The organism is Mycolicibacterium fluoranthenivorans (genome assembly GCF_011758805.1).
Lineage (GTDB): Bacteria > Actinomycetota > Actinomycetes > Mycobacteriales > Mycobacteriaceae > Mycobacterium > Mycobacterium fluoranthenivorans.
Genome location: NZ_JAANOW010000001.1, coordinates 3,158,070 through 3,177,853, shown reverse-complemented (window position 1 = coordinate 3,177,853; position 19,784 = coordinate 3,158,070). Strand labels below are relative to the sequence as shown.

Here is a 19,784-nt window from a genome sequence, read left to right as displayed (position 1 = left end):
GAGCTAGGCAGAATCCACGGCCACCACGCCGCGTCGGATATCGGCAATGGCACGTTTGGCGGTGGTGCGCAGCGCCGCGTCGGGCGCCGCGTTGCGCACCTGGTCGAGCAGGTCGAGAACCTGACGGCACCAGCGCACGAAATCGCCTGCCGACAACGGCGAGCCATTGCCGTTCACATCCGAGGCCAGCAACGCGGCGGTCAGGTTGCCGGTGGTGGCCCACCGGTGGATCGCGGCGACGAACCCGAAGTCGGTTTCGCGGCTGGGCGCGATACGGTGCCGGGTCTCATCGGCGCGCAGGTCCGAGGACACCCGCCGGGTGGCGGTCAGCGCCCGGCGCAGGGCGGCCGTCGGCAGGTCGACGCCGTGCGACGGCGGCCCGTCACCCCGGGATTCGAAGAGCACCGCCGAGAGCACGCCGGCGAGTTCGGCGGCGTCCAGACCCGACCACGTTCCGCTGCGCAGACATTCGGCGACCAGGAGATCGCTCTCGCTGTAGATCCGGGCCAGCAGCCGGCCGTCCTCGGTGACGGTGGTGTCCTCGTCCCGTCCTTTGATGAAGCCGCGCTCGGTGAGCAGGACCAAGATGCGGTCGAAGGTGCGGGCCAGCGAGTTCGTTGCGGCCGAGACCTTCTGCCGCAGCGCGTCGTTGTCCCGCTCGATGCGCAGATAGCGCTCGGCGACCCGGACCCGCTCCTCACGGTCGGGGGCCGAGTGCATGGGGTGGCGGCGCAGTTGGTCGCGCAGTCCGGCCAATTCGGGATCGACATCCCGCTCACCGGGAGGTGTTCTTTTTCCGGACGGCACCCGCAGCCCGGCAGCGGCCGAACGCAGCGCCGACGCGAGGTCCCGACGGACCCTGGGCTGCCGGTGTTCGACGAACTTGGGCAGGCTCATCGAGCCCAGCGGCTCCGAGGCACCCGAGTAGTCCGATGACGAGATCCGGCCGGCCCAGCGATGTTCGGTGAGGACGAGCGGCCTCGGGTCGTCGCGCTCGCGCGCGGGTTCGAGCACCACGGCAAGCCCGCCGCGGCGGCCCTGGCTGATGGTGATGATGTCACCGCGGCGCAAGTCGGCCAGCGCTTCGTCCGCGGCGCGCCGCCGCTGCAGCCGCGAGGCCCGCGTCTGCGCCCGCTCCCGCGCGGAGATGTCCGCACGCAACCGTGCGTACTCGAGGATGGGTGGGTTGTCCCCACCGCCGAGCTCCTTGGCGATCTCTTCCATCATCTTCTCGCCCCGGCTGATCCCGCGCACCAACCCGACCACCGAACGGTCGGCCTGGTACTGCGCGAAGGACCGTTCCAGCAGCTTGCGGGCCTGATTCGGGCCCAGCTGGCCCACCAGGTTGATCGTCATGTTGTAGGACGGCGCGAACGAGCTCTTCAACGGGAAGGTTCTGGTGGAGGCCAGCCCGGCCACCTCGGCGGGTTCGGCCGCGCTGTCGCGGGGATCCCACAGCACCACCGCGTGGCCCTCGACATCGATCCCGCGGCGCCCCGCCCGGCCGGTCAGCTGGGTGTACTCCCCCGGTGTCAGTGGCGCGTGCTGTTCGCCGTTGTACTTGACCAGCCGTTCCAGCACCACGGTGCGGGCCGGCATGTTGATCCCCAGAGCCAGTGTCTCCGTGGCGAATACCGCCTTCACCAGACCCGCGGTGAACAGCTCCTCCACGGTGTGCCGGAACACCGGCAGCATGCCGGCGTGGTGGGCGGCCAGTCCGCGCAGCAGTCCCTCACGCCACTCGTGATAGCCCAGCACCACCAGATCCGACTCCGCGAGATCCACGCAACGTCGGTCGATGACCTCGGCGATGCGGGCGCGCTGTTCGTCATCGGTCAGGCGCAGCGACGAGCGCAGGCACTGTTTCACCGCGGCGTCACAGCCCGCCCGGGAGAACACGAAAGTGATTGCGGGCAGCAACCCTTCGGCATCGAGGGTGCTGATCACCTCGGGTCGGGTAGGCATCCGGTTGAGGCTGGTCCGGTTCTGCTGGCGGCCACGACCGCGGGGCTGCCAGTCAGCCTGCCGGTCCGCTTCGCGGCGATGTGCGATGTGCCGCAGCAGTTCGGGTGCCACGAGGGTGTGATCGGTGCCCTCGAACAGGTCGAACAACCGCTTGCCGACCATCATGTGCTGGGACAGGGGCACCGGGCGGTGCTCGTCGACGACGACCGTGGTGTCACCGCGCACCGTCTTGATCCAGCCGCCGAACTCCTCGGCGTTGCTCACCGTCGCCGACAGACTGACCAACCGGACCTCTTCCGGCAGATGCAGGATGACCTCTTCCCACACCGCGCCGCGCATCCGGTCGGCCAGGAAGTGCACCTCGTCCATCACGACGTGGGAAAGTCCGCGCAGTGCCGGGGAATCGGCGTAGAGCATGTTGCGCAGCACTTCGGTGGTCATCACCACCACCGGTGCGTCGCTGTTGATCGACTGATCTCCGGTCAGCAGCCCAATCTTGTCGGCCCCGTAGCGGTGCACCAGATCGGCGTGCTTCTGATTGCTCAGCGCCTTGATCGGCGTGGTGTAGAAGCACTTGTGGCCCGATGCGAGTGCGAGGTGCACCGCGAACTCACCCACCACGGTCTTGCCGGCGCCGGTCGGCGCACACACCAGCACCCCGTGCCCGGCCTCCAGCGCGGTACAGGCCTTGATCTGGAAACCGTCCAGCGGGAACGGCAACTGCGCGGTGAACGCCGTCAGTTCAGGTGGCACGGTCAGCTCAGGTGGCGTCGTCATCGACCTGCACGGGCGAGCGAAGCGTCGGGGACTGCGATGTGCCCGAGGATACGGCCGTCGGCGGTTCGATCGGCTCGGCCGTGCCGATCGGTGCGGCCTGGTCGTCAGGCACATCCTCCAGGGCGCTGCGCTTGGCCTTTCGGCTGTCGTGCAGACGGGCGATCTGGATGGAGAACTCCAGCAGCAACGACAGGGCGCAGGACAGTGCCAGCATCGAGAAGGGGTCGGAGCCGGGGGTGGCGAACGCCGCGAAGACGAACACCCCGAAGATCAGCCCCCGCCGCCACGCCTTGAGCCGCTCATAAGTGAGCACCCCGATCATGTTCAGCATGATGATCAGCAGCGGGAACTCGAAGCTGATGCCGAAGACCAGCAGCAGGTTGATCAGGAAGCTGAAGTACTGGTCACCGGACAGCGCCGTCACCTGAACGTCGCTGCCGACGGTCAGCAGGAAACTCAGCGCCTTGGCCAAGACCACATAGGCCAGCACCGACCCGGTGATGAACAACGCGGCGCCGAACCCCACGAACAACATCGCGAAGCGGCGTTCCTTCTTGTACAGACCCGGGGTGATGAATGCCCACATCTGGTACAGCCAGACCGGGCAGGCCAATACGACGCCGGCGGTCAGCGCGACCTTGAGTCGGAGCATGAACTGGTCGAACGGTGCCGTTGCCAGCAGTCGGCAGGCGCCGTCGGCCGAGATGGACGCCCGTGCCGACGGCGGCAGTGCGCAATAAGGTCCGCGCAGCCACTCACCGAGGCTGTGGAAGCCGAAGAAACCGTCGGTGTACCAGAAGAACCCCACCGTGGTGGTGAGCACGACCGCGGCCATCGCGATGAGCAGACGGTTGCGCAGTTCGGCCAGGTGGTCGACGAGCGACATCGTGCCGTCGGGATTGACCCGGGCACGGCGCTTCCGCGGATCGAGCTTCTTGAAGATTCCGGACATGGGTCAGGACACGCCTGCGCACCGCGGCATCAGGCCGCGAGAGACGGGCGCGATGGTGTCAGGCCGGCCGTTTATCGGAGGTCTGCTCGGGCGCGGGAGTATCGACACGCTCCGAGGTGATCGGCTTGGCCGGCTCGGTCGAGTCGGTGTGTGACTCGGCCTGCATCTCCTTGATCTCCGACTTGAAGATCCGCATCGACTTGCCCAGCGAACGCGCTGCGTCCGGGAGCTTCTTGGCGCCGAACAGCAGGACGAACACCGCGATGACGATCAACCAATGCCAGGGTTGAAGACCGCCCATTCAGTCACCTCCAAAAGATTGAACCCGAGTCTACCCGTCTTCGTAGGCATGCAGTGCGGCCACGGCCGACTCCCGTACCCGCGCCGCCAGTGCCGCCGGTTCCAGTACCCGCACCGCCGAGCCGAAGCCCAGCACGAACCGCGACATCCACGCGTCGGAGGCGTAGGTCATGGCGGCCTCGAACGCGCCGCCGGGCAGTTCCCGCACCACCCGCAACGGGTAGTAGTCGAACATCCAGGACGCCGAGCGGTCGATGAGCAGTGTCGCCGACGGCAGGGCCGGATCGGCGTCGAACAGTGAGGTGTCGGGTTCGGCCGCCACCGCGGGTTCGGGCGGGTTGGACGGCTCGTCGAGCACCTGAGCGCTGACGATCCGGTCGAACCGGAACAGCCGCACCCCCTCGGCGGCCCGGCACCAGGCCTCCAGATAACTGTTGTCGCCCACCAGCACCACCCGGATCGGGTCCACGGTGCGGGTGGACACCGCATCGTGGGAGGCCGAGTGGTATTCGAGGGAGAGTGCCTTGGCGGTGCGGGTCGCGGCCCGCACCGCGGCGGCCGACGCGCTCTCGGCCGGCGTGGGGTCGTCGACCGCGAGTGTCGAGCCGGCCGCCGATTCGATCTTGGCGATCGCGCTGCGCGCGGCCTCGGGGTCCACCATCCCAGGCACGTCGAGCAGTGCGCGCAGGGCGACCAGGATGCCGGTGGCCTCCGGTGAGGTGAGCCGCAGCGCCCGGTCCATACCGGCAGAGAAGATCACCTCGATGTTGTCCCCATCGAAGTCGAGGTCGATGAGATCACCCGGGCCGCCGCCCGGCAGCCCACACATCCACAGCTGGTTGAGGTCGGCGAGCAGCTGTTTGCGGGTGACGCCGAGCTCGGCCGCCGCCTCCTCATGGCTGATCTGGGGATGCGCCTGGAAATACGGGACCATGTTGAGCAGCCGGACCAGCCGCTCGGAAACCTGAGTCATGCGCGATCCGCCTTCGGCTCCTCGCTGGGTGTCACCGCGATCCACCCCCGGCCTGCGCCCGCAACCGGCTCACCACATCCTCGCGCAACGCCGCCGGTTCCAGTGCCACCGCGTCCACGCCGTAACTGGCGATCTCCCGGGCCAGCCGATCGGACATGCCGATGTCGACGGTGATCACCTCACCGGGACGGCCGCCGAAGCTGTGCGGCTCGGTGTCGGTGGCCTGGCGGCGCAGCGCCGTGGCCCGGCCGTCGGCGATCCAGACGCGCGCCCGCTCGCCGGTGGGGATCTCGGCGACCACCCGGGCCACCACCTCGCGCAGGTTGACGTCGACCGGCTTGTGTACGGCCCCCGCGGGTCCGACCTGGGTGGGCACATGGGCGATCCGGGACAGCCGGAAGGTCCGGGTGTCGTCGCGGTCGCGGTCGTGCCCCACCAGATACCACCGACCCCGGTGCGTCACCACCCCCCACGGCTCGACGGTGCGGGTGCGGAACGGCTCGCTGCGCGCCGGCCGATGGTCGAACTGCACCGCATGCCCGGAATCGATGGCGGACAACAGGACCCGCAGGACTTCCTCGGATCCGCGCAACCCGGGCAGGTTGGCCGAGGAGGTGATCGCCACGTCGGCGTCGGCGTCGACGTCCACTCCCGCGGCCCGAAGTTTGAGCACCGCGCTCTGTGTCGCGGTGACCAATTCCGGTGACTGCCACAGCTGGGTGGCGACCGCCACCGCGGCGGCCTCGTCGGCGGTCAGCTGCACCGGCGGCAGCGCGTAGGCCTCACGGTTGATGCGGTAGCCCTCGGTCGGATCGAACGCGGACACCCGGCCGGTCTCCAACGGGATACCCAGGTCGCGCAGTTCGTTCTTGTCCCGCTCGAACATCCGGGAGAACGCTTCGTCACTGGCACTGTCGGCGTAGCCGGCGACCGAGTTGCGGATCTTCTCCGCGGTGAGGTAGCTGCGGGTGGCCAGCAGCGCGATGACCAGATTCATCAATCGCTCGACCTTGGATGTCGCCACCGCAGAATCCTAAGCTGTGCCGACCCCCGAGCCCGGCACCGGCGGGGTCACATGCTCGCGATCAGGCGCTTGACCCGCTCGTCGACCGAGCGGAACGGGTCCTTGCACAGCACGGTGCGCTGCGCCTGGTCGTTGAGCTTGAGGTGCACCCAGTCCACCGTGAAGTCCCGCCCGGCTTCCTGTGCGGCACTGATGAATTCGCCGCGCAGCTTGGCCCGGGTGGTCTGCGGGGGCGTGTTCACCGCAGCCTCGATCTCCTCGTCGGTGGTGATCCGGGTGGCCAGGCCCTTGCGCTGGAGCAGATCGAACACGCCGCGGCCACGCTTGATGTCGTGATACGCCAGATCCAGCTGGGCGATCTTCGGGTCGGACAGCTCCATGTCGTAGCGGTCCTGATAGCGCTGGAACAGCTTGCGCTTGATCACCCAGTCGATCTCGGTGTCGACCTTGGCGAAATCCTGGCTCTCCACCGCGTCGAGCTGGCGGCCCCACAGGTCCACGACCTGCTCGATCTGCGGGTTGGATTCGCGGGTCTGCAGGTATTCCATGGCACGGCCGTAGTACTCGCGCTGAATGTCCAGGGCACTGGCCTGGCGGCCACCGGCGAGACGCACCGGCCTGCGCCCGGTCAGATCGTGGCTGACCTCGCGGATGGCCCGGATCGGGTTGTCCAGCGAGAAATCCCGGAACGCCACCCCGGCCTCGATCATCTCCAGCACCAGGGATGCAGTGCCCACCTTGAGCATGGTGGTGGTCTCGCTCATGTTCGAGTCGCCGACGATGACGTGCAGGCGGCGGTACTTCTCGGCGTCGGCGTGAGGTTCGTCGCGGGTGTTGATGATGGGGCGGGACCGCGTCGTCGCGCTCGAGACGCCCTCCCAGATGTGCTCTGCGCGCTGACTCAGGCAGAAGGTGGCCGCTTTCGGTGTCTGCAGCACCTTGCCGGCGCCGCAGATCAGCTGACGGGTCACCAGGAAGGGCAAGAGCACATCGGAGATGCGGGAGAACTCGCCCGCGCGCACGATGAGGTAGTTCTCGTGGCAGCCGTAGGAGTTGCCCGCGGAATCGGTGTTGTTCTTGAACAGGTAGATGTCGCCGCCGATACCTTCGTCGGCCAGCCGCTGTTCGGCGTCGATCAGCAGGTCCTCCAGCACCCGCTCGCCCGCACGGTCGTGAGTGACCAGCTGGGCCAGGTTGTCGCACTCGGCCGTGGCGTACTCGGGATGTGACCCCACATCGAGGTACAACCTGGCTCCGTTGCGGAGAAAGACGTTGGAGCTGCGCCCCCACGACACCACCCGCCGGAAGAGATAGCGGGCAACCTCATCCGGGCTGAGCCGACGGTGACCGTGGAAAGTGCAGGTCACGCCGAATTCGGTCTCGATACCCATGATCCGTCGCTGCACACAATCGAGCTTACGGGTTGGGTCTCGGTATCGGTGGGCAAGGCGGCGCAGCGGGCAGCGTGTCAACCTACCCGGATGTTCCTGCGACCGGGATCACCGCGACGGTGATGTTGTCCTGGCCGCCGGACTGCAAGGCATGGTCGGTGAGCGCGCGGGCCACAGCCAGTACATCGACACCGGTGCAGAACTCGCGGATGTCACCAGCGTCGGGCAGGTAGTTCCACAATCCGTCGCTGCACACCACCAGCACCCCCGGACCGGCCGCGGTGACGGTCCGCACGGCGGTCTCGGCCCACGGCGTCGGTTCCGCGTCCGCCCCCAACCACCGGGTCAGGGTGTGGGCACCGCGCAGCACTGCCTCGGATTGCGCCGCGGCGCCCGCGCTGATCAGTTCCTGCGCGAGGGAATCGTCGACGGTCAACTGCTGCGCAACCGCCGGCGGATCGGGCAGCCAGTAGGACCGACTGTCCCCGACGTTGCCGATGGTCACCGCAGCGGTGCCCCCCGCGGCGGGGATCACGATGACGGCGGTGAACGTGCACGATCCCGCGAGGCCGGTCCGCGGTTCGGGCTGCGCCGCCGCCCGGGCCGCAGCCGCCAGCCCGGCGAACATGGCCGCCGTCGGGTCACCTGAACTCGCCAGCACATCCAGGATCGACGCCAACCCGGCCTGCGCGGCGGCCGCGGACGCCACCTGCGGATTGATCGAGCTGGACACCCCGTCGCACACCACGACGGCGATGGCATGCGACGGCCCTTCGAGACCGTCCGGGACGGCCGTGAGAATGCCTGCGGCTGCGGCATCCTCGTTACGGGCGTGGGTGATGCCGCGGTCGGTGACCACCGCGATACCGCCGATGGCGGCCTCGTCTCGGTCCGATTCGGTCCGCGGAATGGCGACGGTGGTCAAGGTGGCCATTGCGGCGCCGCAGCTTTCGCCGCTACTCGGGAGTGCTTGCCGACGGAAGCAGAGCCTCCAGCGCCGAGCCGGTGATCCGCCGGAAAGCGCGGCGCGGACGCTTGGCGTCCAGGATCGCCACCTCCAGGGACGACGGTCCGAGTATCCGCTTCTCGTCGCCGCCGGCGTGCAGTGCATCGACGGCGATCTTGACGGCGTCGGCCAGAGTGGCGTTCTCCGTGAAGGACTCGTTGAGTGCGGCCGAGATCGGCTCGGTGGTCCCGCCCATCACCACGAAATGCGGTTCGTCGGCGATGGATCCGTCGTAGGTGATGCGGTACAGCTCGGGCGCCTTGTTCTCCCCGAAATGTGCGACCTCCGCGACGCAAAGCTCCACCTCATAGGGTTTGGCCTGCTCGGTGAAGATGGTGCCCAGCGTTTGGGCGTACACGTTGGCCAGCTGCCGACCGGTCACATCGCGCCGGTCGTAGGCGTAACCGCGGGTGTCGGCGAACTGGATACCGCCACGGCGCAGATTGTCGAACTCGTTGAACCGGCCCACCGCGGCGAATCCGACGCGGTCATACAGTTCGCTGACCTTCTGCAGTGAGCGCGACGGGTTCTCGGCCACGAAGAGCACACCACCGTCATAGGCCAGCGTCACGACGCTGCGGCCTCGCGAAATACCTTTGCGCGCAAGCTCGGAACGCTCACGCATCGCCTGCTCGGGCGAGATGAAATAGGGAAAGCTCATCAGGCGTCGCCTCCCGCGCGGGTCCGCTGCGCGATGACCTCACGGGCCAGCGCGGCGATCCGGTCCTCGGCGACCTCCTCGGCGCCCTCGGCACCGATGAGCACCGCGGTCGGATAGATCCCGCGCACCAGATCCGGTCCGCCGGTGGCGGAGTCGTCGTCGGCGGCGTCGTAGAGCGCCTCGATGGCCACCTTCAACGCCGAATCAGCATCGGTCACTTGCGAATACAGCTTCTTCACCGAGGATTTGGCGAACAGTGACCCCGACCCCACGGACTGGTAGCCCTCCTCCTCGAGGTTCCAGCCACCGGCCGCGTCGAAGGACACGATGCGGCCGGCGTTGACGGGATCCGGATCGTCGACGTCGAAACCGACCAGCAACGGCAGCGCGACGAAACCCTGAAGTGCCGCACCGAGATTGCCGCGCACCATGATGGCCAGGCGGTTGACCTTGCCACGGAACGTCAGCGGCACGCCTTCGAGTTTCTCGTAGTGCTCCAGCTCCACGGCGTACAGGCGCGCGAACTCGACGGCGATGGCCGCGGTGCCGGCGATACCGGTGGCGGTGTAATCGTCGGCGATATGCACCTTCTCCACATCACGGCTGGCGATCATGTTGCCCTGAGTGGCCCGCCGGTCGCCCGCGATGAGCACCCCACCGGGGTACTTGAGCGCCACGATGGTGGTGCCGTGCGGCAGGTCCCCGCCGTGCCCCGACACCCGGTCACCGGCCATCGGCAGCAGCTGCGGAGCCTGCCGGCTCAGGAACTCGCTGAACGATGACAGGTTGAGGTGGGTGGACGAGAGGTCGAGACGGTCGGTGGAGAATGATCTGTCGAATCGGGCCGTCACTGGCCGCCCTTTTGGACATACGCACGCACGAAGTCCTCAGCGTTCTCTTCCAGCACGTCGTCGATCTCGTCGAGCAGGTCGTCGGTCTCTTCGGTCAGCTTCTCGCGACGCTCTTGGCCGGCGGCCGTCGTACCGGTGACTTCGTCGTCGTCACCACCACCACCGCCACGCTTGGTCTGTTCCTGAGCCATCGCCGCCTCCTGATTGCACGATCGGTTCTTTCACCCTACCGGTCGGCACGCGTCCTGCCCGGTATAGCAAGTACTTACGTCGTGAGCTGTTCCACCAATTCGGCGGCACTGTCCACCGAATCCAGCAGTGCGCCCACGTGGGCCTTGCTGCCCCGCAGCGGCTCCAGGGTCGGAATCCGGACGAGCGAATCGCCGCCCAGATCGAAGATCACCGAGTCCCAGCTGGCGGCGGCGATGTCGGCACCGAACCGGCGCAGGCATTCACCGCGGAAGTAGGCGCGGGTGTCGGTCGGCGGATTGTCCACCGCGTCGAGCACCTGCTGCTCGGTGACCAGGCGTTTCATCGACCCGCGAGCCACCAGCCGGTTGTACAGGCCCTTGTCGAGGCGCACATCCGAATACTGCAGATCGACCAGGTGCAGCCGCGGGGCCGACCAAGTCAGGTTCTCCCGGTGCCGGAAGCCCTCCAGCAGACGCAGCTTGGCCGGCCAGTCCAGGATCTCCGCGCATTCCATCGGATCGCGTTCCAGCAGATCCAGCACCTCGGCCCAGGTCTGCACGACGTGGTCGGCGCGCGGATCGGGATCGCGGCGCTCCAGCAGCTTGGCCACCCGGTCCAGGTAGATGCGTTGCAGCGCAAGAGCGGTCAGCTCACGGCCGTCGGCCAGCGCGATGGTGGCGCGCAACGACGGGTCCCGGCTGACGACGTGCACGGCGTGTACCGGGCGGGCCAGCGCCAGATCGGAGAGGTCGGCACCGGATTCGATGAGGTCGAGCACCAGCGAGGTGGTGCCCACCTTCAGGTAGGTGGACGTCTCGGCGAGGTTGGCGTCACCGATGATGACGTGCAGGCGCCGGTACTTGTCGGCGTCGGCGTGCGGCTCGTCGCGGGTGTTGATGATGCCGCGCTTGAGGGTGGTCTCCAGGCCGACCTCGACCTCGATGTAGTCGGCGCGCTGGGACAGCTGGAAGCCCGGCTCGTCACCCGAGGGGCCGATCCCGACGCGCCCCGACCCGGTGACGACCTGCCGGGACACGAAAAACGGTGTGAGTCCGGTGATCACCGCGGAGAACGGGGTCTGCCGGCTCATCAGATAGTTCTCGTGCGACCCGTAGGACGCACCCTTGTTGTCGATGTTGTTCTTGTAGAGCTGCAATTTCACGGCCCCGGGCACGCTGGCGACGTGCCGGGCCGCGGCTTCCATCACCCGTTCGCCGGCCTTGTCCCAGATCACGGCGTCCATCGGGTCGGTGCACTCGGGCGCCGAGTACTCCGGATGCGCGTGGTCGACGTAGAGCCGGGCGCCGTTGGTGAGGATCATGTTCGCCGCACCCACCTCGTCGGCGTCGATGATCGGTGGCGGGCCCGAGGCCCGGGACAGATCGAAGCCGCGCGCATCGCGCAGCGGGGACTCCACCTCGTAGTCCCATCGGGTGCGCTTGGCCCGCTGGAGACCGGCGGCTGCGGCGTAGGCGAGCACCGCCTGTGTGGACGTGAGAATCGGATTCGCGGTGGGGTCCGACGGCGACGAGATGCCGTATTCCACCTCGGTTCCGATGATCCGTTGCATAAGGTGCAACCCTAGGCTCACCGCCGCGGCGGCGCGTCGAGGGGTGCCCCCGCGCTCCGGCAGATCCAGCATTGTGAGCGGTTGGCCGCGGTGATAATTTAAAGGCCATAAGGAGTTCGGGTTCGTTCCCATCGAAGGGTGCACCGATGAGCACTGCCGCGCAACGTGCCGACCAACTCGCCCTTGTCGCCCGCCTCAAATCGGCGTATCCCGAATTGCCCGACGCACCGACCCCGGACCTGCTCGACCACGCCCGCTTCGTGGCGTACATGAAACCGGTCCACGATGTCGGCGGCGAACCGGACGCCCCGATGAAATACGAGAACAAGGACTACGAGTACTGGGAGCACATGACGTATGTCATGTGCGAAGTGCTTGCCTGGCGGGGTATCTGGTTGTCCGAGGAACGCCGCCGGATCGGCAATGTCGACGTGCAGCGCGCGGTGTATCTCGGGTTCCCCTATTACGGCCGCTGGCTGCTGTCGGTGGCCCGGGTGCTCGTGGAGAAGCACCACATCGGCCTGACCGAGCTGACCGAACGCATGGCCGAGGTGGCGCAGCGCTATGCCGGCGGACTGGACGGCAAGACGCTCGAAGCCCGGCCCAGGTTCGAGGGCGACGGATCGCACGTCCCACGCAACAGCCATATCGTGCACGCCCAGGGCAAAGGCGATCCGCAGGTCTACGCGGGCAAGGCCGGCGAAGCGAAGTTCGCGGTGGGCGATCCCGTCGTCGTACGGGAACTTCCGGTGCTCTTCTACACCCGCACGCCGGAATACGTCCGGGGCGCCCGCGGTGTCATCGATGCGGTCGCCTACGAGAGTCCCGCCGCCGAGGACGAGACCTGGGACATCCCGGATGCCAAGCCGGAGTGGTTCTACGTGGTCAAGTTCGCCATGTCCGAGTTGTGGGACGACTTCAACGGGCCGGCCGCCGACAGCCTGCGGACTGAGATCCCCGAGCGCTGGCTGCAGGCCGCCGGCTGATCGCTCGTCCCCTCGCACCGAACGGATCAACATGACAGACCACCATCATGATCACGATCACGACCGCACGGTGAAGCCTATGGTCGACGAGGTCACCGACTTCGAGGTGCTCGAGATAGCCCTGCGCGAACTGTGCATCGAGAAGGGCATCTTCACCGCCGAGGAACACCGCCGATTCACCGAGTTCGCCGAACAGATCGGCCCCACCCCGGCCGCCCGACTGGTGGCCAGGGCCTGGCTCGACCCGGACTTCAAGGCGTTGGCACTGCGCGAGCCGATGACGGCGAGCAAGGAGGTCGGCGTCGACTGGCTGGAACCCACCGGTTTCGGTACGCCCAGCGATTTCACGGCGTTTCAGATCCTCGAGGACACCGCGACCGTGCACCACGTGATCGTGTGCGCGCTGTGCTCCTGCTACCCGCGGCCGATCCTCGGCAATTCCCCGGAGTGGTACCGCACCCCCAATTACCGGCGGCGATTGGTGCGCTGGCCGCGTCAGGTGCTCTCCGAGTTCGGCCTCTACCTGGGCGACGACATCGAGGTGCGGGTTCAGGATTCCAACCAGAAACATCGCTTCATGGTGATGCCGATGCGCCCGGCCGGCACCGACGGCTGGACCGAGGATCAGCTGACCGAGATCATCACCCGCGACTGCCTGATCGGTGTGGCGCTGCCGAAGCCCGGGGTGACGACCAACGTCGTCACGGCGACCCGCGCGGCCATGCATCCGACTGGAAACTGATCGGAGCACGGTGCGCACCCCGTCTGATCCCCTGCACAGCGACACCCTCAACGCCATCGTCGAGGGCCGTCAGGTGTGGCCCGCCATGGCGGCCAAATACGGCGTCGAGAACCCGGTACCACCGTGGAAGACCAGCCTGGACGGCCTGTGCGACGCCTTGGACCAGGCGTCGTGCGACACCGCGGTCCCGAGTTTCCGCGAACGCCGCGACGAGGAGGACGCGCTGTCGGCGACGGTGTACGCCGACCTGCCCTACCCGGAGAATCAGCTCGTTGCGCTGGCGCATTCACTGCTCGCTCGCGGAATCATCACCGAATCCGAACTGCGCCAACGACTCTCGACTGTCCGGGCCCGACTTGAAGGCTGAGCGATGGCGCGCCCCAAATCCGCGCGGCTGAACAAGGAGATGGTCGTCGACGCGGCGATCGAGCTGATCGGCGGTGGTGGCCTGGAAGCGTTCAGCATGCCCAAGGTGGCCGCCGCCCTCCACGTCAGCGCGCCGTCGCTCTATCACTATTTCGCCGACCGGGACGCCCTGCTGGCCGCCGTCGCCCGGGCGGTCGCCACGCCCGAGCCCCCCGGCGCCTTGCCGCCGGACGCGGACTGGACCGATTACCTGGTGGCCCAGGCGGTCGCGTTGCGTCACCGCATCGTCGCGCACCCACACTGCGCCCCGCTACTGGCCCGATTCATGCCGCGCGAGCACATGTTCGACGAGTACGAGCACATCTGCCGGTTTCTCGCCGACTCGGGCGTGCCCGCGCACCTGCACGTCCGGATCGTCGACGGGGTGACCGCGTTGACCATCGGCGCGGCGATCCTCAACGAGAACGCCGCCGACTACGCCGACAGCGGGCCCGGCCCGTCTCCCGGCGTCGGCTACCCGGCCCTGCGGGCGGCGCTGACCGCCGCCGAAGGCCGCAGCGGTGATGAGATGTTCGAAAGCTACGTGCGTACCTATCTGGCCGGCATCGTGCGGGCGGCGGAATGACGGAGGCGGGTTTGGACCTGGTCGAGGCGCACAGCTGGTTTCTGCGACGTGGGCTGCCCACCGTGCTGCGCCCCGGCGTGCTGGCCCGTCATCTCTGGCAACGCAGCGCCCCGGCGGTCGCGGTGCTGGCGGTGTTCCAGGCCAACTCGATGGCCGTCGTCGCCCTCACGCACAAGCACACCATCACCATCGACGGCCAGCCCAGCCGCAACGAGTGGTTCATCCTGGTGCTGCTGGTCCTGGTGCTGCCGGTCGCCGCGACGGTGGGGTGGCGGGTGTCGCGGATCGCCACCCTGCGCGGGCGCACCGTCGCCGCGGTGGTGTCGCTGCTGGTATGTGTGGTCGGCAGCATCCTCGGCGGGCTCTCCCCCTATATCGTGCCCAACCTGCTGGTCACGGCGGCCGTCCTCGCGGTGATCCTGGCGCTGACGGCCACCGGGATCGGGTCCATCCTCGGGTTGGCGCTGAGCGCGATGATGCACAACCTCGCGCAGATCGGCGGTCTGCTGGCCCGGGCGCTCCCGGTGATCCTGTTGACGGTGCTGGTGTTCTTCAACACCTACGTGTGGCTGATGGCGGCCTATGTCCCGCGTCCCCGGATGTGGTTGGCGCTGGGGTTCCTCGGCACGATCGCGGTCGCGTTCATCACCACGGCGACCGTCGAGCGGGTGCGGCCCATCCTGCTGTCCCCGGCCCGCCCGCCGAAGGTCGACGGCGCGCTGCTCGGCACGCCGTTCCACGGCCTGCCCGCCCCGGAACAACGGGTGCACCTGTCGCGGCTGGAGCGGATCAATGTGGTGTTCGTCCTGGTGATGTCCCAGGTGCTGCAGGTGCTGGCGGTGTCGGTGGTCACCGTGGTCGTCTTCGGAGTGCTCGGACTGATCCTGCTGACCCCGAAACTGCTGTCGGAGTGGACGCGTAACGGCGCCGCCGACGGCGTGATCCTCGGGATGACGCTGCCCATCCCGCAGGCCCTGATCCAGACGAGCATGTTCCTGGGCGCCCTGACGTTCATGTACATCGCGGCCCGCGCCGCCGGTGACTCCGATTACCGCACCCAGTTCCTGGATCCCCTGATCGACGACCTCACCCTCACGCTGGACGCGCGCGACCGCTATCGCCTGCGAACCCGTCCGCCCAAGGACAGGTAGACATGAAGTGCCATGAAACTTCTGATCGTCGAGGACGAAGCCCGGTTGCGGTCCACCCTGAGTGCCGGCTTGCGCGCCGAGGGTGGCACGGTGACCGAAGCCGCCGACGGAGTACAGGGGCTGCGGCTGGCCTCGGAGCAGCAGTTCGACGTCATCGTGCTGGACATCATGTTGCCCGGTCTCAGTGGTTACGAGGTGCTGCGCCGGCTGCGCACCCGGGAGGTGTGGACACCCGTCTTGATGCTCACCGCCAAGGACGGTGACTACGACCAGACGGACGCCTTCGAACTCGGTGCCGACGACTATCTGACCAAGCCGTTCTCGTTCATCGTGCTGGTCGCGCGACTGCGGGCGCTGATGCGCCGCAGCGCGACGCAGCGACCGGCGTTGATCACCGCGGGTGATCTGACACTGGACCCGATCCATCGGTCGGTGTCACGGGGACAGACGCCGATCGCGCTCACCCCCAGGGAGTACGGCCTGCTCGAATATCTGATGCGCCACAAGGACGTCGCCGTGGCCAAGGCCGAGTTGCTGCACAACGTGTGGGACACCCACTACGACGGACCGGACAACGTGGTCGAGGTGTATGTCGGCTACCTGCGCCGCAAGATCGACACCCCGTTCGGCACGAACACCATCGAGACGGTCCGCGGGGTCGGCTACCGCGTCGTCGGCGGCAACTGAACCCGCACCCGGGCACCGCCGCCGGGGCGTTCCTCGATCCAGACCCGCCCGCGGTGGGCGGCAACGATTTCGGCCACGATCGCCAGGCCGAGGCCGGAACCGCCGGCACTGCGCGAGCGGTCCCCGTCCAGCCGGACGAACCGGTCGAACACGCGTAGCCGATCGGGCTCGGGCACGCCGGGACCGTCGTCGCCGACCGTGAGCACCGCACCGCCGCCGGTCGCCGGGGCGCCGACGGTGATCTCGATCATCGACGCCGCGTGCCGGGCGGCATTGTCGAGCAGATTGCGCAGCACCCGGGCCAGCGCCTCGGCATCGCCGGTCACCCTGGTCGGTGCCACCTCACAACGGACCTCGAACGAGGTGGTGCGGCGCAGGGTCCGGGCGGCCTCGATGGCCAGATCGTCGAGGTCGACATCGCCGAACCTCGCGGCCGGCCCACGCTCGTCCGCCCGCGCCAGCAGCAGCAGGTCGTCGATGAGGCCGGCCATCCGGTGCGCCTCGGGCAGCAGCGTGTGGTCGGCGAGTTCCGAATTGAGCAGGTCGGGGTGCGCCTGGGCGACCTCGAGCGCCGAGATGATGGTGGCCAGGGGGCTGCGCAGTTCGTGTGAGGCGTCGCCGACGAACCGCTGCTGGGCCGCGTGCCCGGCCTCGATCCGGGCCAGCATCTCGTTCATCGTGAGCGCGAGCGCGGCGATCTCGTCTCTGCTGTCGGGCACCGGGACCCGGCCGGACAGATCGGAGGTGGTGATGGCGGCGACCCGGGAGCGGATATCGTCGACCGAGCGCATGGACCGGCGGACCAATAGGTAGGTCGCCGCCGCCGATGCCGCGATCACCACCGGCGTGGCGACCGCCAGGGCGGTCACCACGGTGCCCACCGTCGAGAGCACCAGTGGGCTGCCCTCACCGACGACGACGGTATAACGCGCCCCATCGGGTCCGACAACGGTCTGCGCACTGAATCGGATCTCTCCGAACGGTGAATCATGTTCGGGCATACCGATCCGCGGGCCCGCATCGATTGCGCCGACCGGGATCAACGGTGTGCCCGGCGCGCCCGGTGAGCGGTGCAGCACCGTCCCATCGGCGCCGATGACCTGCACGGCCAGTACCCGGGTGTCGGTGGCGAGCAGTTCGGCATCCAGCGCCGCCGGGCCGCGGGCGGCGATCACCGCGGCGGCCCGGGCAACGCGGGCCGCGGCGGCATTGTCGACCTCGCTCAGCATCGAGCGGTAGAGCACCCCCGCGAGCACCATCCCCGTGACGCCGAGGGCCACGAACACCACGCTGGCCGCGACGAATGCCGAACGGGCCGAGATCCCCCACTTCCCGGGGCGCGCAAGGCCACGTCGCATCGCTTTACTGTGCCTCATCAGGGTGATCGCGGACGCGTGGTCACCGTTTGTCGGCGCGGACCACGGCATCGCGTCCGTCGCGCTTTGCCCGGTACATGGCCAGATCGGCTCGTCGGATGGCCGCGGCGAGCTCCTCGTCGAGCCCGATCTGCGCCACACCCATGCTCACCGTGGCGGTGAGTGCCTCGCCGGCATGGACGAACTCTGTTCCGGCGAAGGCGGTTCGGATCCGTTCGGAGATCACGGCAGCCTCGGCACCGTCGATGTCAACCAGCAGCGCGCAGAACTCTTCGCCGCCGATCCGGCCAATCAGGTCGGTCTCGCGCAGGTTGTCGCGGACCACCGCGGCGAATCCGACGAGTAGACGATCACCGCCGGCATGCCCGTAGAGGTCGTTGACCGATTTGAACTCGTCCAGATCCATCACGATCACCGAACACGGCCGGGAGCCGCGCTGGTATTCGTCCACGGCTTGGCGCGCGCTCTGCAGGAAGCCGGACCGGTTGAGGGTTCGGGTGAGGCCGTCGTGGGTGGCCGCCGCTGCCAGTTGATTGCCCAGCCGCTCGCGCCCGATCAGCAGCAGACAGACATTGATCGCGATGGCCATCACGAAAAGACCCACCAACGGCATCGCCGTATCGGCGGTGTTCTTCATCAACTCGAATGGCGCGCCGTGCAGTTGAGCGCTGATCGATCGCCAGATCACCGGCAACACGGACACGATGGCCAGGGTGGCCAGCACTCGGCGCGTCATCAGGCGTTCGGCCCGATCGGCGCGCAGTGAGTCGACGGCGATGAGCACGAGATAACCGACGATCGACAGCGATGTCAGATGGATGCGAAGCACGATGTCGGTGGGTAGCGGCGGCACCACAAGGCAGGCGAAGGTCACCAGTACCGGTACCGAGGTGGCTGCCGCCCAAGGCACCGGCCGCCCAGCGAACGCCTGCCCGCCTGCCCAGATGAGGGCCCAGACCAGAACCAGGAAGCCGTTCGCCACGGCCTCGGACAGCGCGTACGGAAGAACACCCTGAGTGCTGAGCAGACCGGCGCCCAAACCGCCTGCGAGGTTGGCACACCCCCAGAGCACCATCGAGGTGTCGCGCCGCCCGGCACACCCCGCCCACACCTCGAGGACTCCGAACAACACCGCTGTGGTGGCGACGACCATCCACATGGTGCGGACGTCGGGAATCATCGGCTCGTGGAGCATCGGAAACAGACTATTTGCTTCCACGTTTATTTCCCAGGCGCCCCGATCGCGTGGGTTTGCCACGCCTGGCGGGGCCGCTCACCGTTGCGCTGTCGACGGCTGCTGCCCACAGCGTCCCGCTCACCACCATGAGCGCGCCGAGCGCGCCGAGCGCCGTGACCGGATCACCGGCCACCCCGACCCCGATGACCACCACCCACAGCGGTTCGGTGCCGAGCAGCAGGCTCATCCGTGCCGGTGTGCTGTAGCGCACCGCCCACATCTGGGCTCCGAACGCGAAAACGGTGCAGGCCAACGCAAGATAGGCGGTCAGTGCCCAACCCCGGCCCGACATCTGCGGCACCGCGGAGAACTGTCCGAGCGCAGCGGCGGGCAGGGCCGTCAGGACCGCCACCGTGGTCAGCTGCACCAGCGTCACCGACGTCGGATCGAGCCGGCGCGGTTTCGACGTTCGCGACATCACGGTGACGTGCACGGCGCGCAGCGCCGCCGCGCCCACGATCAGGACGTCGCCGGCACCCGGTAGCGCGAAACCGCCGCCCGACTGGGTCAGCGCGACGCAGCCGAGGACCACCATTGCTGCCGGCGCGTAGAACAACGGCGCGACGGCGCCCCGGCCGCCCAACAGCGGGGTGATGACCACCGTCAGCGCCATGATCAGGCCGGCATTCGACGCCGATGTCATTGTCACCCCGTATGTTTCACCCACACAGATGGCCGCCAGGATGACGCCGAACAGCGATCCCGCAATCACGTCGTCGCGGCCGATCCGGGCGACCCGCCGCCCCAACACCAGCATCAGGCCCCAGACCGCCATCCCGAACCGCAGCGCCAGGAACGCGAAGACACCGTCCGCGTGGACGACCTCCTTGGCGGCGAGGTAGCTCGATCCCCACACCAGGGCCACGGCAAGCAAGGCGAGGTCGACACGGTGGCGAGGCACGGGACCCACCTTGCTCCCGCATCAACCATTCAGTCCAGCTACTTCTTCTTA

At 68.0% G+C, this 19,784-nt stretch carries 20 protein-coding genes; 6 read left to right on the top strand and 14 right to left on the bottom strand.

Annotation, left to right across the window (positions count from 1 at the left end):
• Nucleotides 1–3: 3 nt before the first annotated feature.
• The 11 genes from FHU31_RS15355 to dop all read right to left on the bottom strand — a co-directional run bounded on the left by FHU31_RS15355 (nt 4) and on the right by dop (nt 11,662).
• Nucleotides 4–2,742, bottom strand: coding sequence for a DEAD/DEAH box helicase (locus FHU31_RS15355; RefSeq protein WP_167159595.1), 2,739 nt, complete (start codon nt 2,740–2,742; stop codon nt 4–6).
• A complete protein-coding gene (gene tatC / locus FHU31_RS15350) occupies nt 2,726–3,694 on the bottom strand; it encodes a twin-arginine translocase subunit TatC (RefSeq protein ID WP_167159594.1) in 969 nt (322 codons plus the stop codon). The genes FHU31_RS15355 and tatC overlap by 17 nt, the downstream gene beginning before the upstream one ends.
• A 58-nt stretch (nt 3,695–3,752) precedes the next feature.
• A complete protein-coding gene (gene tatA, locus FHU31_RS15345; RefSeq protein ID WP_090357709.1) occupies nt 3,753–3,995 on the bottom strand; it encodes a Sec-independent protein translocase subunit TatA in 243 nt (80 codons plus the stop codon).
• Between the two features lie 30 nt (nt 3,996–4,025).
• Entirely contained in the window at nt 4,026–4,967 is a 942-nt protein-coding gene (locus FHU31_RS15340; RefSeq protein WP_167159592.1) for a helix-turn-helix transcriptional regulator, read from the bottom strand.
• A gap of 31 nt (nt 4,968–4,998) precedes the next feature.
• A complete protein-coding gene (locus tag FHU31_RS15335) occupies nt 4,999–5,991 on the bottom strand; it encodes a helix-turn-helix transcriptional regulator (protein WP_167159590.1) in 993 nt (330 codons plus the stop codon).
• A gap of 47 nt (nt 5,992–6,038) precedes the next feature.
• Nucleotides 6,039–7,397, bottom strand: a complete 1,359-nt coding sequence (gene pafA / locus FHU31_RS15330; RefSeq protein ID WP_263988070.1) for a Pup--protein ligase — start codon at nt 7,395–7,397, stop codon at nt 6,039–6,041.
• Nucleotides 7,398–7,464: 67 nt separating this feature from the next.
• Nucleotides 7,465–8,316, bottom strand: coding sequence for a PP2C family protein-serine/threonine phosphatase (locus FHU31_RS15325; RefSeq protein ID WP_167159588.1), 852 nt, complete (start codon nt 8,314–8,316; stop codon nt 7,465–7,467).
• Nucleotides 8,317–8,338: 22 nt separating this feature from the next.
• Complete coding sequence (gene prcA, locus FHU31_RS15320; RefSeq protein WP_090357727.1) at nt 8,339–9,049, bottom strand: proteasome subunit alpha; 711 nt, start codon at nt 9,047–9,049, stop codon at nt 8,339–8,341.
• Nucleotides 9,049–9,783 (bottom strand): proteasome subunit beta, encoded by a 735-nt coding sequence (gene prcB / locus FHU31_RS15315; RefSeq protein WP_208411021.1) that lies wholly within the window; start codon nt 9,781–9,783, stop codon nt 9,049–9,051. Before prcB ends, prcA begins: the two co-directional genes overlap by 1 nt.
• A 113-nt stretch (nt 9,784–9,896) precedes the next feature.
• Nucleotides 9,897–10,091, bottom strand: a complete 195-nt coding sequence (locus FHU31_RS15310; RefSeq protein ID WP_090357729.1) for a ubiquitin-like protein Pup — start codon at nt 10,089–10,091, stop codon at nt 9,897–9,899.
• Nucleotides 10,092–10,165: 74 nt separating this feature from the next.
• Nucleotides 10,166–11,662 carry a depupylase/deamidase Dop gene (dop, locus tag FHU31_RS15305; protein ID WP_167159584.1) on the bottom strand — a complete coding sequence of 499 codons (1,497 nt, stop codon included), beginning with the start codon at nt 11,660–11,662 and terminating at the stop codon, nt 10,166–10,168.
• A gap of 146 nt (nt 11,663–11,808) precedes the next feature.
• On the opposite strand from dop, the gene FHU31_RS15300 reads away from it, so the two are divergent.
• From FHU31_RS15300 to FHU31_RS15275, 6 genes are all read left to right on the top strand, one after another.
• Complete coding sequence (locus tag FHU31_RS15300) at nt 11,809–12,648, top strand: SH3-like domain-containing protein (RefSeq protein WP_167159582.1); 840 nt, start codon at nt 11,809–11,811, stop codon at nt 12,646–12,648.
• Nucleotides 12,649–12,679: 31 nt separating this feature from the next.
• On the top strand, nt 12,680–13,390 hold the full coding sequence (gene scnC / locus FHU31_RS15295) for a thiocyanate hydrolase subunit gamma (protein ID WP_167159580.1): 711 nt from the start codon (nt 12,680–12,682) through the stop codon (nt 13,388–13,390).
• An 85-nt stretch (nt 13,391–13,475) separates the two neighbouring features.
• Nucleotides 13,476–13,757, top strand: a complete 282-nt coding sequence (locus FHU31_RS15290) for a thiocyanate hydrolase (RefSeq protein ID WP_234901466.1) — start codon at nt 13,476–13,478, stop codon at nt 13,755–13,757.
• A 3-nt stretch (nt 13,758–13,760) separates the two neighbouring features.
• Nucleotides 13,761–14,381, top strand: a complete 621-nt coding sequence (locus tag FHU31_RS15285) for a TetR family transcriptional regulator (RefSeq protein ID WP_167159576.1) — start codon at nt 13,761–13,763, stop codon at nt 14,379–14,381.
• Nucleotides 14,378–15,532 (top strand): hypothetical protein, encoded by a 1,155-nt coding sequence (locus tag FHU31_RS15280; protein ID WP_167159574.1) that lies wholly within the window; start codon nt 14,378–14,380, stop codon nt 15,530–15,532. The genes FHU31_RS15285 and FHU31_RS15280 overlap by 4 nt, the downstream gene beginning before the upstream one ends.
• 12 nt (nt 15,533–15,544) lie before the next feature.
• Nucleotides 15,545–16,219 (top strand): response regulator transcription factor, encoded by a 675-nt coding sequence (locus FHU31_RS15275; protein WP_167159572.1) that lies wholly within the window; start codon nt 15,545–15,547, stop codon nt 16,217–16,219.
• On the opposite strand, the gene FHU31_RS15270 is transcribed toward FHU31_RS15275, so the two are convergent.
• Genes FHU31_RS15270 through FHU31_RS15260 form a run of 3 tightly spaced genes read right to left on the bottom strand, consistent with a single transcriptional unit; the run spans nt 16,195 to nt 19,733 of the window.
• Nucleotides 16,195–17,577, bottom strand: coding sequence for a sensor histidine kinase (locus FHU31_RS15270; RefSeq protein WP_167159571.1), 1,383 nt, complete (start codon nt 17,575–17,577; stop codon nt 16,195–16,197). The two genes, FHU31_RS15275 and FHU31_RS15270, sit on opposite strands and share 25 nt — an antisense overlap.
• Nucleotides 17,578–17,617: 40 nt before the next feature.
• Nucleotides 17,618–18,790: a GGDEF domain-containing protein gene (locus FHU31_RS15265; protein ID WP_167159569.1), complete on the bottom strand. Its 1,173-nt coding sequence runs from the start codon at nt 18,788–18,790 to the stop codon at nt 17,618–17,620.
• A gap of 10 nt (nt 18,791–18,800) precedes the next feature.
• Nucleotides 18,801–19,733 carry a DMT family transporter gene (locus FHU31_RS15260; protein ID WP_167159567.1) on the bottom strand — a complete coding sequence of 311 codons (933 nt, stop codon included), beginning with the start codon at nt 19,731–19,733 and terminating at the stop codon, nt 18,801–18,803.
• Between the last annotated feature and the right edge of the window lie 51 nt (nt 19,734–19,784).